Source organism: Veillonella sp. S13054-11 (assembly GCF_002959795.1).
GTDB classification, from domain to species: Bacteria; Bacillota; Negativicutes; order Veillonellales; family Veillonellaceae; genus Veillonella; species Veillonella parvula_E.
This window is the reverse complement of record NZ_PPCY01000006.1, coordinates 94,156-109,792: the sequence shown is the minus strand read 5'-3', so window position 1 is coordinate 109,792 and position 15,637 is coordinate 94,156. Positions and strand designations below refer to the sequence as shown.

Annotated in this window: 10 protein-coding genes; all 10 read right to left on the bottom strand. The window is 40.9% G+C overall.

Going from position 1 to position 15,637, the window contains the following annotated elements; translation table 11 throughout:
* Window position 1: 1 nt before the first annotated feature.
* The 10 genes from carB to VPHSUH08_RS06855 all read right to left on the bottom strand — a co-directional run bounded on the left by carB (window position 2) and on the right by VPHSUH08_RS06855 (window position 15,450).
* On the bottom strand, window positions 2-3,202 hold the full coding sequence (gene carB / locus VPHSUH08_RS06900) for a carbamoyl-phosphate synthase large subunit (RefSeq protein WP_105087062.1): 3,201 nt from the start codon (window positions 3,200-3,202) through the stop codon (window positions 2-4).
* Between the two features lies 1 nt (window position 3,203).
* Complete coding sequence (carA, locus tag VPHSUH08_RS06895) at window positions 3,204-4,271, bottom strand: glutamine-hydrolyzing carbamoyl-phosphate synthase small subunit (RefSeq protein WP_105087061.1); 1,068 nt, start codon at window positions 4,269-4,271, stop codon at window positions 3,204-3,206.
* Window positions 4,271-5,557, bottom strand: coding sequence for a dihydroorotase (locus tag VPHSUH08_RS06890; RefSeq protein WP_060919898.1), 1,287 nt, complete (start codon window positions 5,555-5,557; stop codon window positions 4,271-4,273). Before VPHSUH08_RS06890 ends, carA begins: the two co-directional genes overlap by 1 nt.
* Window positions 5,541-6,491, bottom strand: a complete 951-nt coding sequence (locus tag VPHSUH08_RS06885; protein WP_058948519.1) for an aspartate carbamoyltransferase catalytic subunit — start codon at window positions 6,489-6,491, stop codon at window positions 5,541-5,543. Before VPHSUH08_RS06885 ends, VPHSUH08_RS06890 begins: the two co-directional genes overlap by 17 nt.
* 352 nt (window positions 6,492-6,843) lie before the next feature.
* Complete coding sequence (locus VPHSUH08_RS06880) at window positions 6,844-9,891, bottom strand: ATPase (RefSeq protein WP_105087060.1); 3,048 nt, start codon at window positions 9,889-9,891, stop codon at window positions 6,844-6,846.
* 12 nt (window positions 9,892-9,903) lie between these two features.
* Window positions 9,904-10,851, bottom strand: coding sequence for a DNA-binding protein WhiA (gene whiA / locus VPHSUH08_RS06875; RefSeq protein ID WP_024061002.1), 948 nt, complete (start codon window positions 10,849-10,851; stop codon window positions 9,904-9,906).
* Window positions 10,852-10,866: 15 nt separating this feature from the next.
* Window positions 10,867-12,216 carry a gluconeogenesis factor YvcK family protein gene (gene yvcK, locus VPHSUH08_RS06870; RefSeq protein ID WP_060919901.1) on the bottom strand — a complete coding sequence of 450 codons (1,350 nt, stop codon included), beginning with the start codon at window positions 12,214-12,216 and terminating at the stop codon, window positions 10,867-10,869.
* A gap of 12 nt (window positions 12,217-12,228) precedes the next feature.
* On the bottom strand, window positions 12,229-13,143 hold the full coding sequence (gene rapZ / locus VPHSUH08_RS06865) for an RNase adapter RapZ (protein ID WP_060919902.1): 915 nt from the start codon (window positions 13,141-13,143) through the stop codon (window positions 12,229-12,231).
* A gap of 12 nt (window positions 13,144-13,155) precedes the next feature.
* On the bottom strand, window positions 13,156-13,968 hold the full coding sequence (locus tag VPHSUH08_RS06860; RefSeq protein ID WP_105087059.1) for an HAD family hydrolase: 813 nt from the start codon (window positions 13,966-13,968) through the stop codon (window positions 13,156-13,158).
* A gap of 276 nt (window positions 13,969-14,244) precedes the next feature.
* Complete coding sequence (locus VPHSUH08_RS06855; RefSeq protein WP_105087058.1) at window positions 14,245-15,450, bottom strand: putative porin; 1,206 nt, start codon at window positions 15,448-15,450, stop codon at window positions 14,245-14,247.
* Window positions 15,451-15,637 lie beyond the last annotated feature (187 nt).

The window sequence follows — 15,637 nt, the reverse complement described above, 5'->3', positions numbered from 1 at the left end:
ATTACTCCAATTCAAAATCTTGTAACGCTTCTACAGAGTAGTTAGCATCATCTTTACGATTCGCCACAACACGCAATACTTCCCGTGCTGTATCAAGACTTGTTAAGCAAGGTGTACCCATTTCTACAGCGAGACGACGTAATTGGAAGCCTTCGCGTTCAGGACGTTTACCTGCAGTCAATGTATTAAGTACAAGATCGACCTTGTCTTGACGAATGTGGTCAGCACAGTTGTCATCCCCTTCAGAGATTTTATTAACCACCTTACAATCAACACCGTGTTCGATAAAGTATTTACCTGTACCACCAGTTGCTTCAATATGATAACCAAGATCGATGAACCCTTTTGCAAGTTCACAAGCTTCTGCTTTATCACGGTCTGCTACTGTCATGAGAATTGTACCATCCTCTGGAATACGCATGTTTGCACCATTGATAGCTTTGAATAAAGCTTCAGAATATGTACGACCAATCCCCATAACTTCGCCAGTAGATTTCATTTCAGGTCCAAGGGCGATTTCCACAAGCCCCATTTTGGAGAAGGAGAATACAGGTGCTTTTACAGCTACATAAGGTTTATTAGGTACAAGACCAAGTGGCAAGCCCAAATCTATTAAGCTTTCACCAAGCGCAATGCGTGTTGCACATTCCACCATGTTAATACCTGTTACCTTAGAAATGAATGGCACGGTACGGCTAGAACGAGGGTTAACTTCGATTACATTAAGTTCACCATCAGCCACGATGTATTGAATGTTAAGCACACCTTTAACATTAAGACCTACTGCAATACGACGTGTATAGTCAACAATTTGATCAATCAATTCTTGACTCAAGTGTTGAGCTGGGTAAACGGCCATGGAGTCACCAGAGTGAACACCGGCACGTTCGATTTGTTCCATAATACCAGGGATACATACATCAGTACCGTCGGAAATAGCATCAACCTCTACCTCCATACCAACCATGTAACGGTCGATAAGAACAGGATGCTCCTTAGATGCTACTACGGCTTCCTTCATGTATACATCAAGCTCTTTATCATTGTATACGATTTCCATCGCACGCCCCCCCAATACATAGGAAGGACGAACGATTAATGGGTATTTTAACTTTTTAGCTGCTTCTTGTGCTTCTTCATCAGAGGTTACCAGAGCACCTACTGGACGAGGAATGCCAAGTTTCGCCAACAATTCATCAAAGCGTTCACGGTCTTCTGCCATATCGATGCTATCCACGGATGTACCAAGAATTTTTACACCGCGCTTAGCCAATGGGCCTGCCAAGTTAATCGCTGTTTGTCCACCGAATTGAGCGATAACGCCAACTGGCTGTTCTTTATCAATGATTTCCATAACATCGTCCACAGTCAATGGCTCAAAGTATAAAGAATCAGAAATATCAAAGTCTGTAGAAACTGTTTCTGGGTTGTTATTAATCATAATGGATTGGTAACCCGCTTTACGGAGTGCCCAAGAGGAGTGTACGGAACAATAGTCAAACTCTACGCCTTGACCAATGCGAATTGGCCCAGAACCAAGTACTACTACGGATTTTTCACCTAGTGGTTTAACTTCATCTTCTTGCGCATAAGCACTGTAATAGTACGGCGTTTTAGATTCAAATTCTGCCGCACAGGTATCTACGTATTTATATGTTGGTAGAATGTTCCATTCTTTACGTTTTGCGCGAACGTCTTCTACAGTTGTATTAGCATAACGAGCAATAACAGAATCGGTGAAGGAATAGCGTTTTGCTTTGCGCAATATATCTTCTGTTAAGCCCTGTTCAGCCAATGCTTTTTCTACATTAACAATGTTTTTGATTTTTTCAATAAAGAATGTGTCAATTTTTGTAATATAGTGAATTTTTTCTACACTAATCCCCTTGCGAAGAGCTTCTGCTACAACATAAATACGTTCATCATCTACTAAATGCAAACGTTCAATCAATTGTTCCATAGATTCATGACCAATTTTCTTAAGCTCAATATGGTCTAAACCAATTTCCAAGGAACGAATGGCTTTTAACAAAGAGCCTTCTAAAGAGCGGTCGATAGCCATAACTTCGCCAGTAGCCTTCATTTGGGTGCCCAATGTACGGTCCGCCAAATTGAATTTTTCAAATGGCCAACGTGGGAACTTAGTAACTACATAGTCTAGCGTAGGCTCAAAGCATGCTTTTGTTTCCCCTGTTACTGCATTTGTAATTTGATCTAATGTCATGCCTACTGCAATTTTAGCTGCTACCTTCGCAATTGGATAACCAGTTGCTTTAGATGCCAATGCAGAGGAACGAGATACGCGAGGGTTTACTTCGATAACGATATATTCGTTGCTATTTGGATTCAAAGCGTATTGTACGTTACAACCACCTTCGATTTTCAAATAACGGATAATCTCTACAGATGCGGTACGCAGCATTTGGTATTGAATATCATTCAAAGTCTGGCTTGGTGCCACAACGATAGAGTCCCCAGTATGCACACCTACAGGGTCAATATTCTCCATGTTACATACGATGATGCAATTATCTGCACTATCGCGCATTACTTCGTATTCAATCTCTTTCCAGCCTGCAACGGAACGTTCTGCTAGGATTTGGTGAATTGGTGAAAGTTTCAAACCACGACGTGTGATTTCATACATTTCATCTTCGTTATGGGCAATACCGCCACCAGTACCGCCTAATGTGTATGCAGGACGGATGATAATAGGATACCCAATGCGATTAGCAAAGGCTACTGCTTCTTCAAGATCGTTAAAGATATCGGATTCAGGTACTGGCTGATTGATTTCCTTCATCGCTTCTTTGAAGAGTTCACGGTCTTCGGCTTGTTTAATGGCTTCAAGAGTTGTACCAAGAAGTTTTACACCATATTCTTCTAATACACCCGCTTCAGACAATTGTACGGCCATATTAAGGCCTACTTGACCACCTAATGTAGCCAACAAGCCCCAAGGGCGTTCTTTTTTAATTACTTCTGTTACGAATTCAAGACTAATCGGTTCTACATATACGCGGTCTGCAATATCTGTATCAGTCATAATAGTAGCAGGGTTAGAGTTAACCAATACTACTTTATAACCCTCTTCTCGAAGGGAACGGCATGCTTGTGTGCCAGCATAGTCAAACTCTGCAGCTTGGCCGATAATAATTGGACCAGAACCAATTACAAGTACTTTTTTTGCTTCTGAGGTCATATTATTTTCCCTTTCTCATTAAGTCTTCAAATTCGTCAAATAAATATAGGTTATCAGTAGGTCCTGGGGATGCTTCTGGATGGTATTGTACGGAGAAGATTGGCAATTCTTTATGACGCATACCTTCTACGGTGCCATCATTTACACTACGATGTGTAATTTCTACAAAAGCTGGCAAAGAAGTATCATCTACCGCATAGCCATGATTTTGAGATGTAATATATACCCGACCAGTACGTAAATCTTGTACAGGATGGTTGGAACCACGGTGACCAAATTTCAATTTGAATGTGGTTCCACCATAAGCTTGTGCCAATACTTGATGCCCCATACAGATACCAAAGATTGGTTTCTTACCAAACATTTTCTTTACTTCTTTTACTGCATAGCCAAGATCTTGAGGGTCTCCAGGGCCATTAGATAAAAAGATACCATCTGGATTTGCTGCCAACACATCTTCGGCTTTAGCATCTGCAGGAAATACAGTAAGACGACAGCCTGCAGCTTCTAGAGAGCGAAGGATATTTTCCTTTACACCATAATCCATTACCGCTACGTGGAATTCAGCATTTTTATCTCCACGCATACCTTGCCATTTTGTAGTTACACGCATAACTTGATCTGTTGGCAAGTCTTGTTTAAACAATTTTTGAATATCCTCCATAGGGTAATCAGAGCGTACGAGTACGCCCTTCATTACACCATGGTTACGAAGAACACGTGTAATTGCACGTGTATCTACATCATAAAGGCAAGGGATGCCGTGCAAACGAAGATACTCACTAAATAGGCCTTCATTTTGCCAGTTAGATGGAAAGTCACACAGTTCACCTACAATAAAACCTTTACAATATGGTTTAGGGCCTTGAGTAATAGAATTTAAAGTACCATAATTACCAATTAAAGGATAGGTTAATGTAATAATTTGATCCGCATAGGATGGGTCAGTCAAGATTTCTTGATACCCGGTCATACCTGTGTTAAATACAACTTCGCCTACCGTTGGGGCGCCACCTAATAAGGAACCTTCAAACACGGAACCATCTTCAAGAACTAACTTGCCTTTCATTATAAGACTACGCCCTCCTTCATAACAATTTTGCCATCAACGACTGTGAGTTTAGCTTTACCTGTAACAGTCATACCATCAAATGGGCTAACTTTACCTTTTGTATAGAATTTATTTCGATCTACTGTCCATTTTTCAGTCGTGGAGAATACGGTAATATCTGCTGGCTTGCCAACTTCAAGAACACCTGCATCAAGATGCATCAACTCAGCTGGTCGAGTACTCATATAGTACACAACTTGATCGATGCTTAGTTTATCAGGACCATATGCATTGGTAATAACCGCCGCCAAAGATGTTTCGAGGCCACTGAAACCATTTGGTGCACAGCAGAATTCATGGTCTTTTTCTTCATATGCATGTGGTGCATGGTCTGTAATAATCGCATCGATTGTACCATCTTTCAAGCCTTCTAATAATGCTTGGCGATGATCTTCAGAGCGAATTGGAGGAGCCATTTTGAATGCTGGGTTATATTCGCGTAGGTATTCATCTGTGAAAGATAAATGTTGGCTTGTAACTTCACATGTTACATTAAGGCCTTTAGCCTTCGCACGGCGCACCATATCTACAGTATTTTTACTACTTACGTGGGCGATATGGATATGACCACCTGTCATTTCAGATAACAAGATATCACGAGCAACAGCCAAATCTTCAGCTACTGCAGGACGACCAATAACACCTAATTCATAAGAAACAATACCTTCATGCATATGGCCATTTTTAGTCAATGTAATATCTTCTGCATGGTCGATAACCATCTTATTAAACATGGAGGAGTATTCTAAGGCACGACGCATAAATGCAGCATTTTCTACATAGTGACCATCATCGGAGAAAGCGACTACACCAGCTTCTGCCATATCGCCCATTTCAGCAAGTTCCTTACCTTCAAGACCTTTGGATACAGCACCAATAAATTCTACTTTCACAACGCCAGTGAGTTCAGCCTGTTTTTGTAAACCTCTTACAAGTGCAGCATTATCTACAACTGGGTTAGTATTAGCCATAGTGACAACACGTGTGAAACCACCTGCAGCAGCCGCTTGTGTACCAGAGTGGAAATCTTCTTTAGCTTCTTGGCCTGGTTCACGCAAATGTGTGTGAATATCGATAAGGCCAGGTGCTACGATAAGCCCTGTTGCATCATAAACTTCAGCACCTTCAGCACTCAAGTTTTGACCGATGTCCACAATTTTACCATCTTTTACGAGAACATCTGCTACTTCGTTTTGTTTTTTTGCCGGATTAACTACCGTACCATTTTTAATAAGCAAGCTCACTACCGTCACCTCCGATAATAGTTAAGTACAATACAGCCATACGTACAGCTACGCCATTACGTACCTGTTCTTGAATTACGGATTGATCAGAATATGCTACATCTGGTGCAATTTCAAGGCCGCGGTTCATAGGACCTGGATGCATTACCATTACATCATCTTTAGCTAATTTTAATACATCATTGTTAATACCAAAGATACGAGCATATTCTCTATTTGTAGGATACAATGCAGAATGAATGCGTTCTAATTGAATGCGAAGTACGTTAACTACATCTGCATCAGCCACTGCTTCACGAATATCATGGTGTACGGTAACACCTAATTTTTCAAATTCTGGATATACCATTGTACGAGGACCAGCTAGATGTACATCAGCCCCCATTTTTGTAAGTCCATAAATGTTGGAGCGTGCTACGCGACTATGCATTATATCGCCAAGGATAACCACCTTTAGACCTTCAATAGATTCCTTTTTTTCTAAGATAGAATACATATCTAGTAATGCTTGTGTTGGATGCTCATGAGCGCCATCGCCTGCGTTAATGATAATAGGATCTACGGCTTTCGTAGCATATAAAGGTGCACCTTCTGCGCTGTGTCGCATTACGATAGCATCTGTGCCCATGTAGGACATAGTTAACAATGTATCGCGGAAGCTTTCACCTTTACCCATGGAAGATCCACTAGGAGAAAGATTGATCACGTCAGCCCCTAAGTATTTGCCGGCTAACTCAAAGGAACTACGGGTACGAGTACTTGGCTCCATAAAAAGGTTAATAATGGATTTCCCCTTTAAAAGTGGAACCTTCTTGTCATCAGAAAGAACAATCTTCTTCATTTTCTTTGCCACATCTAAAATCAATTTGATTTCTTCAGGTGACACATTTTGCAAACCCAATAAATCTTTGCCTTTTAGGCTAACTTGTCCCATGATTTCCTCCTAACTCACGTAACAAAAAAGACCTTTTGCCCAGGGCAAAAGGTCAAATAGTTTGCACAAAGAAGCCCCTATGGGCACTTCAACTATATTCCTTTCTCAGCCTCTCTGGACTAAATTAAAAGGTATTGTATTATGCAATGGTCTCTCGTACCATATATGCATTTTCTTTATTTATTGTACTGAATCCACCTTTGAAAGTCAATGTAAAACACAAAATTCATATGGATTTTAAAAAGAGGACAACCATATACAATTGCTTATCCTCTCTATATTTAAACAGCTATTAAGCCACTACCATATCTTAAACTTTAATCTAACATTTCTTTTTTAGAAATTAAGAACCTTAACCTAGTGGATATAGTCTTGGTGGATTTTCTTCATCATTTTGCTGTTCATTTTGTGTAGTATACGGCATTTGATCTTGTTGCGACTCATTCGCTACAGGATTTATCTGCACATTTTGCTGATTTGGCAACAATTGAGGCTGACGTTGCTCACGACGACGTGTATTTTGGGATGCCGTCGGTCTAGGTTTTGTTAACTCATCAATGGATACAGCATTTGGAATAGTTACATTTGATGTATCCCCATGAACATCATCAAGTTCACTGAAGGAAGGAGTCCTCTTAGATGCTTGAGCAGCCTTACGTTCGGCTTCAAGTTGTTGACGGGCAAGTTCTGCACGACGACGAGCGCTTTCTTGTTGATCTCGAACACGTTGAATCGCTTCAGCACGCTCTTTTGCTTTACGCTCTATTTCAGCTTGAGCCAATGCTTGTTGACGGGCAGCTTCAGCTTTACGTTCTGCCTCTAGTTGTGCTTTATATCGTTCCTCAGCAAGACGTCGTGCCTCGGCTGCTTGACGTTCTGCTTCAGCTCGTTCTGCAGCAAGTCGCTCTTGCTCTGCCTTACGAGCTTCCGCCGCTATGCGAGCCGCCTCTGCTTTACGAGCCTCTTCGGCACGTCTTGCTTCTTCTATGCGACGAGCTTCTTCGGCTCTACGCACTTCTTCGGCACGTTTAGCCTCTGCAGCAATACGAGCTTCTTCAGCACGGCGCGCTGCTTCGAGTCGTTCCTGTTCAGCTCTACGTTGTGCCTCTAGTCTAGCTGCTTCTGCTTTACGAGCTTCTTCTGCTCTACGTGCTTCTGCTTCTAAACGAGCTTGTTCAGCTTTACGCGCCGCTTCAATTCTCGCAGCTTCAGCTTTGCGTGCTTCCTCTGCTCGTTTTGCTTCTGCTGCTACGCGAGCGGCCTCAGCTTTACGTTCCGCTTCAATTCGAGCTTCTTCTGCTCTACGCGCTTCCTCCGCACGACGAGCCTCTTCTGCTTTTCTTGCTGCTTCCATTTGTTGTGCTTCCAAAGCAGCCTTAGCCTCTGCCGCTCTACGAGCATCTTCTTGACGCTTCGCTTCAAGAGCGGCTTGCTCAGCAGCACGTTGTGCTTCTAAAGCAGCTTTCGCTTCTGCTGCTTTACGAGCTTCTTCGGCACGTTTTGCTTCCAATGCTTCCTGCTCGGCTTTACGTTGTGCTTCTAAACGAGCTCTAGCCTCAGCAGCCAAGCGTTCCTCTTCGACCTTTTTGGCCTCTAAAGCAGCTTTTTCTGCTGCTCTTTGCGCTTCAAAGCGTGCCTTAGCTTCGGCCGCTTTTCTTTCTTCCTCCGCTTTGCGTGCGGCCTCAATACGAGCAGCTTCAATTCTACGTTCTTCTTCAAGACGTTTTGCTTCCGCTGCTAGTCGAGCTTCTTCTGCTTTACGAGCCGCCTCTAGCCGATCTGCTTCCGCTTTTCTCGCTGCCTCGATACGTGCCATTTCAGCTTTACGAGCCGCTTCCGCCTTGCGAGCTTCCTCTGCTTTACGCTCTGCTTCGGCTTTTTCAGCCATCTTACGCTCAATTTCAGCATGCTTGGCTTCTGCAGCCTTTCGCAACATTTCGGCTTTTTCTGCAGCTAGTCGAGCCTCTTCAGCTTTTTTACGAGCTAATGCTTCTCTCTCATCTTTTGCCTTTTTAAGTTGTGCTTCTTTTTTTACATCTGCTACAGCTTTATCGCTCAACTTTTTAGTTTCTTCATGAGCAATTGTTTCTGCCCGCTTAGCTGGACTTTCAATAGTAGATTTTTTAGTATCTACTGCTCCTTTATCTCCATCTTTACCACCTACAGGGCCTACAGGTATTTGTGTGCCTCCTTGAGTTGGATGCCCTAAAATGTCTTTAACATCTTTCGGCACATTAACAGCAATAGTTTGATGTTTTTGTGGATTTGCAAGAGATTCAGGAATTAACAAGAAACGAATTGGCAAATTCGATGCACCGGCTGGCATAAAGTTTAATGTTAATAAATCGCCCGCATTATAATTCCCTAATAGACGACTATCTAATATAGTACCTTCCCCTAATGCGGAAATACCATCTTCACCACCAATGTGATAAGTTCGTGTATCGGTCTGTCCCCGTCTAGCACCTTGTTGATGCAATGCTTTTACCATAAAGGAACCAGAATAAGGTCCCCCAAGAGGGTTAAAATACAGTCTAAACGGTTCATTCCCCTTTGTAGGAATTTTTAACGTATACGATACGCCATAGTTACCACGGTCACGAACAAATGCTTTATTTTGCATTTCGTCTACACCATTGATAAACGTATCCTCTCGGTCATTACCAATTTCTACAAAGGCACCGCCTAAAGCGGTGTCGAATGGTGTAGTAACCTCCATATTACGTTTAGCACCAGTATAAGTACCGCGTAATTGTATTTCATCAATAGGAAGATTTTTCACCCAATGTGACGCATCAACAGGGTCCATACCCATAGGCAACATCATGACACGCGCAAATATAGGCCCTTCTGTTTTAATATCTACAATACCCGTAAATAATGCATCTCGATTTACCGGTGTATTTTCTAAGTCACTAAAGATTAATTGACGCCCTTGTGGTGGGATGCTAAGAGAGTATAACGGTCTTGCATCTGGGCTTTCATTAAGAGGTTGCTCCAAATCCTTTCGCGACAAATCACGACCTGCTGCAAAATAGTCAGGTGTAGCTACAGATTTTAATTGTCTCATGACATGTACTGAAGTTGGATAAGCCGTTTGGTTTTCTAAGACGATAGCAATCTTGTGAGGTAAATCCATTTCATTTACATGATAGAAATAGATACGACCATTGCCATTAATTGTACCTGCACTTAACGTACCTCCTACAGGTCCTACATATTCAGGACTATCCGATAGGAGCAATGTATCCGTTTGAGACACCAACGATGGTGGCAACGGAGAAAACTGAAAATATCCAATTGATTGTAAATCTATATCACGAGCTTCTACATGGCCTGTAAGGGCAGCCATGGCGGCCATAGCCGCAGCTACACAATATCTTGATTTATAGGAAAACATATATTATTACCTCTATACTTCTTCGAGCCCCAACGGGTCATACGTAAGTGCTAATGCTTCAATCTTCTTTAGTCGATGTCCAATTCCAGATTTAGATAGTTTCCCCTCCATCAACTCTTCAAGTTCTTTTAAACTCGCTTCAGGATTCTCCCACCGAAGTCTTGCAACGACGCGCAACTTTTCTGGTAATTCTTCAATGCCGATTTCTCTATCAATAATCCGGATTGCTTTTACCTGACGAACTGCTGCATCCACAACCTTCTGTAAATTTGCAGTCTCACAGTTGACTTGTCGATTAATTTGATTTCGTACGGTTTTCATAATCCGCACGTTTTCAAATTCCATAAGAGCCGATTGAGCTCCCATGATTTGCAAACAGTTTGTTACTGCGTCCCCTTCTTTAAGATATACTACATACTCTTCCTTCCGCTCCGTTAAGCCCGCATGAATGTGAAAGAGCCGTAATACATGGATAATTTCCCTCGCAAAGGTCTCGTTTCCCGTCATAAACTCAAGATGATAATCACTTTGTGGTTTATTGACAGAGCCTCCCCCTAAAAAAGCTCCCCTTAAAAAGGCGCGTCGCGCTTCCATTGATTTGAGCCAACTACGAGGGATTTGTTCACTCACAGGCCATAAAGCAAGATCCTCTAGAGCCTGTCTACCCTCTAGAGAGGGTTCTACAGATAGCGTATACATATTTTTTTTACGCAAGTTTAAACCTTGTCGTACTAAAACATTTGTAGGTAATTCGTATTGCTTTTTCAAAATACCAAGCAAACGACGAGCTACTGCATTATTAGCCGTAGCTAAACGAATGCCGACGGCACCTTTCATCCCCAAAATGATAGATCCGCCCATACGCAATAAGCAAGACGCTTCAATTTTCATGGCCACATCCGCATCACTAGAGGCTTCATATTGGCATAATTCATTTTTTACATCTTCTGCAAATGACATGGGCATCCCTTCTCATTAATGATCATCTCGTTGAAGATAATACTCTAAGATATGCGGTTCAGTATTAGATTGCATAGCATGAATAATATCCATAATAACTTTACCTAACCGTTCAGGATCATGAACAGCTGGTTTTTGAGGGTTAATTAAGGTAGCTCGTATAGTGCGGATTCCTTTAGCTTGTAACTTTTTAGTATCTAATACCAATGGTTCAGATCCTACAGCACTATATTGTTCAACCATTTGAATTGGCAACGGACCATCATTGGCAAGAACAGTATCTATAATTCCTTCTCCGCCATGAGCAATTAAAGCCTCTACATGGTCATTTAATGTGTAGCCTGTGGTTTCACCCGGTTGTGTCATAACATTAGCAATATAAATTTTATTAGCCTTACTGGCACGTACATGAGAGGCCAACTTATCAGTTAGTAAATTTGGGATAATGCTTGTATATAAACTACCAGGACCTAAAATAATCACATCCGCTTCATCAATGGCACGTAATGCAGCCCCCTCTGGCTTAGGCAATGCTGGATCACTATAGATATGACGAATTCGTTTGCCCGAGTGTGGTATATTACTTTCACCTTCTACAATAGTGCCATCTGTCATCTCTGCACGCAATTTAATGAACTCTGTAGAGGAAGGAATTACACGACCACGGACACGCAACAATTTACTAGCCGCTTCAAGAGCTTCTTCAATATCGCCATCGTAAACTTGAGCTAGCGCAGTAATAAAGAGATTACCAAAGCTATGCCCAGAAAGCTCATTTTCGCCTTCGAAGCGGTAACGGAATAAGTTCTCCATTACCCCTTCTTGTTCAGCTAGTGATACTAAACAATTTCGCAAATCGCCAGGTGCTATCATTTGAAAGTCTTCTCGCAAGCGACCAGAAGAACCTCCATCATCAGCAACGGTTACAATCGCAGATAGGTTTGATGTATGTGATTTCAAACCACGCAATAAATTTGATAAACCCGTGCCACCACCGATTACTACAATTTTCGGACCCTTATCAAGTCGGATGTTTTGAAAAATAATATCTGATACCTTGCTGTCAGGGTTAGGTAACACAGCTCGAATAATCGTTTTTATAACCTTACTCGTACCGATGAGCATTAACACAGCGCCCATCGATAATACTACAGCCCCTACAGCAATGAGTACATTATAATTGTAAAAGCCCGTCATATTATAAGAAAAGGCAAGTACAATATCTTCGAGAACCGCAAGCCATTGATAGTTAAACATCAAGGAAATGCCAATAATTAAAAGACCTACACCACAACTAAATAGGGCAAGCCAACGTTTTATATTTAGACCCGGAATTAGCCACCGGAACCATCCTTTTCGCAACATAATCCCCCCTATCTAGTTATCAAGTGTTATAATTTCATGAGGATTATAATCTTCTTCTACATTATTTTTCATCATATCTCTATGTTCAACAGTGACACGATATCCTTTTTCTAACAAGTGGGAATATAAAGCCTCTGCCATAGCTACAGATCTATGCATACCACCTGTACAGCCTACTGCCACAATAAATTGAGATTTCCCTTCTTGTTCATAATTTGGCACAAGAAAATCCATAGTATCAAAGTAACGTTTTTTAAATTCATCCGTTACTTCAAAGGAATGGATATATTCATTCACTGCTTTTACACGACCTGTTTTATGACGAAACTCGGGAATATAAAATGGATTCGGTAGAAAACGAACATCCCATACCATATCTGCATCGAGAGGAATACCATATTTAAAACCAAAGCTCACTACAGTAATAGCCATACCATGAGCTTCATCAACTTGAGCAAAGCGCGTTTTTAAATACTCTTTCAAGCTGGCTGTTTTCATATTAGTGGTATCAATAATAAAATCTGCTTTATGGCGCACAGAGTTAAGAATTTGGCGTTCCTTCTTTAGCCCTGTTGTAATCAGCCCATTAGGAGCCAATGGATGACTTCGTCGGCTTTCCTTATATCGACGAATCAAAGTCTCATCTGTAGCATCCATAAATACAATTTCAAAATCTACCTTCATATCTTTTAATGTATCTAAAGATGAAGAAAGAGCTTCAAAAAATTCGCCACCCCGAATATCTACAACAAGAGCAACGCGATTAGTCCGTTCTCCACCTTGTCGGCAAATTTCACTTAATTTAGGGATCAGCACAGGGGGAATATTATCAATACATAAATACCCCATATCTTCTAAAGCTTGCAATACTTGAGTTTTGCCGGCACCTGACATACCTGTAACTATTAACAAACGAAATGCTTCCATAGTTTTACTCCATTATAAAAGATTACCTTCAATCCAATGGGCTACTCCATCGTCATTATGATGGCCACAAATTGTATGAGCCACAGATTTAACATGATCTGTAGCGTTTTCAACAGCTACAGAGTAACCTGTTTTACGTAGCATAGAAATATCATTTTCTGCATTACCAAAAGAAATAATATGTTCTAAACTAATATGATTATCTAAAGCTAATTGTGTCAAGGCACGCCCCTTTGACACATTAGGGGCAATGATTTCTAAAAAGTCTTTTTGGCTACGAACTAGAGTCACTAAATCACCGACCCTAGGAGTTAAAATTTCAATAATTCGGTCAATGCCTTCTACTGTATCTATGGCAATTAGCTTATTTGGTTCAGAGTTTAAACTATATAACGTATCCCCTAAAAATTCTGCCGTAGCACCAGTCTGTTTTTCATAGAGAGCGGACTGCCACGTCTTATGATGGCATAATAAATGATCATCCACATAAGATTGTATATGCCAATCATATTGTTTTGCTAATTCATAGATACGACGTACGGCTACAATAGGAACAGTCTGTTCAAATAGTTTATATCCTGTTTCTAATTCTTGAATGAGCCCACCAGAAAATAAAATCAGCGGCACATTACCAAGCTTTAACGCCTGACCAATGGGCTTAGCCGTTTGGTACATACGCCCCGTAGCAATCGTAATAACAACACCCTTTTGCTGCAACCGATGTAATACATCTACTGTATAGTCAGATATAGAATTATCGCTACGCACCAAAGTTTCATCACAATCGATGGCAACCATTTTGATATGAGAAAAAGAAGAATTCATGTTTGTCGCCTTTATAGAAATTTTAAATACTCTTTATTATACCATTAATAGTGGCACTATAGATAGAAATAAGCAGTAATAAGCCTAATAATGATAAGAAAGTTTACTCATGAAATTTTCATTAAATGCAAAATCCTCTATTATCGACAAATCATTCTATATTAATTGAGTAGACAGCATTAATGAAACACTATAATAAAAAGCCTCATATAATTTTATATTAAACACAAAAAAGAGACTCCCGAAGGAGTCTCTTTCATATGAGTAACTATCAAATTAGAATTTGTAGTTAAGGTCTGCACGGTAGAAGTCAGCTTTATCATTACCGTTTTGATCTTTCCAATCAAAACCGTAGTTAGCTGTTAAGCCTACGTTGTTTTGCAATGCATAGTCAACAGTAGCCATCCAACCTTTAGCATCTGTAGTGTAGATGTGGTTGTAAGTAGTATCAATGATAGGAGCATTTTCTTTTGCGTTGAAGTATTGACCTTTTACGCCCCAAGTACCTTGTTTTTTGATGTCGTAGTTACCATAACCTACGCCTGCAGTCCAAGCTTGAGATTCTTCAAGGCTAGAAGCTTTCAACCATTCGCCACCAACCCAAATTTTATCGAAGTTAACGTCAGTATTGAAACCATATACGTTTCTAACATCGTCATCTTGGTTAATACGGTCATAGAAACCACCAACCATAGCATGTTTACCAACTTTACCATTAACATTTACGATAAGATCAGTAACATTTTCCTCTTTAGTCAAGCCAGCTGCATCGCCAGATACCATGTAACCATAAGCTACTTGTGCCTTAACTTTGTCATTACCAGCATTGAATTGAGCACCATCAAAAGTACCATCAAATGCTAAGCCACCACCAACAACTTGACCGAAACGGCCAGCTTTCAAGGATACGCGTTCACCGAATTTATGGTTAACATATGCGCGATCGATTGTAGCATTTGCTTTACCTTCAGTTCTGGAGTCACCTAATTCGAAGTTACCAGATGTCAAACGAACAACTGCATCAGTGCGATCGTTTACTTTTGCGTTGAATTGTACACGTGCACGAGCGTCGAATTTGGATTTAGCATGTTCAGCATCTTTATAACGAAGACGAGCATCACCAGTAACTTTTACGTTACCAACGCGGTCTTCCAAACGAGCTACACGAACGCCCAAGTTGTTCAATTCGTTAGAGAATTCATCAGCTAAACGGTTGATCATAGCTTGTTGTTCTGCGTTAGCGCGGTCTTGGTTAGCCATAGCTTTAGCTACCATTTGAGCCATTTCGTAACGAGTGATGTTGTTTTGGCCTTTGAAAGTACCATCAGGATAACCGTTAACGATACCAGCGTTTGCCAATTGAGAAACTGCTTGGTATGCCCAAGAATCTGGAGTTACATCGGAGAATGGGTTAGCTGCGAAAGCTGTAGTTACACCCAAAACTGCTGTTGCTGCAAAGATTGCTGCCAATTGTTTTTTCATAGTTGAATTCCTTCTTTCTGAAAAAAATAGAAAATAAAATGTTACAAGTCATAACATTCACATTCTACTCGTTCTTCAGATTAATAATGTATAGGAGTGTCCACGTTTCCTCACCATACTCTACATCGAAGATCTTCGTTTCATGTATGTATCATGACCTGTACGGTGATAGTATCACAACCTTTTT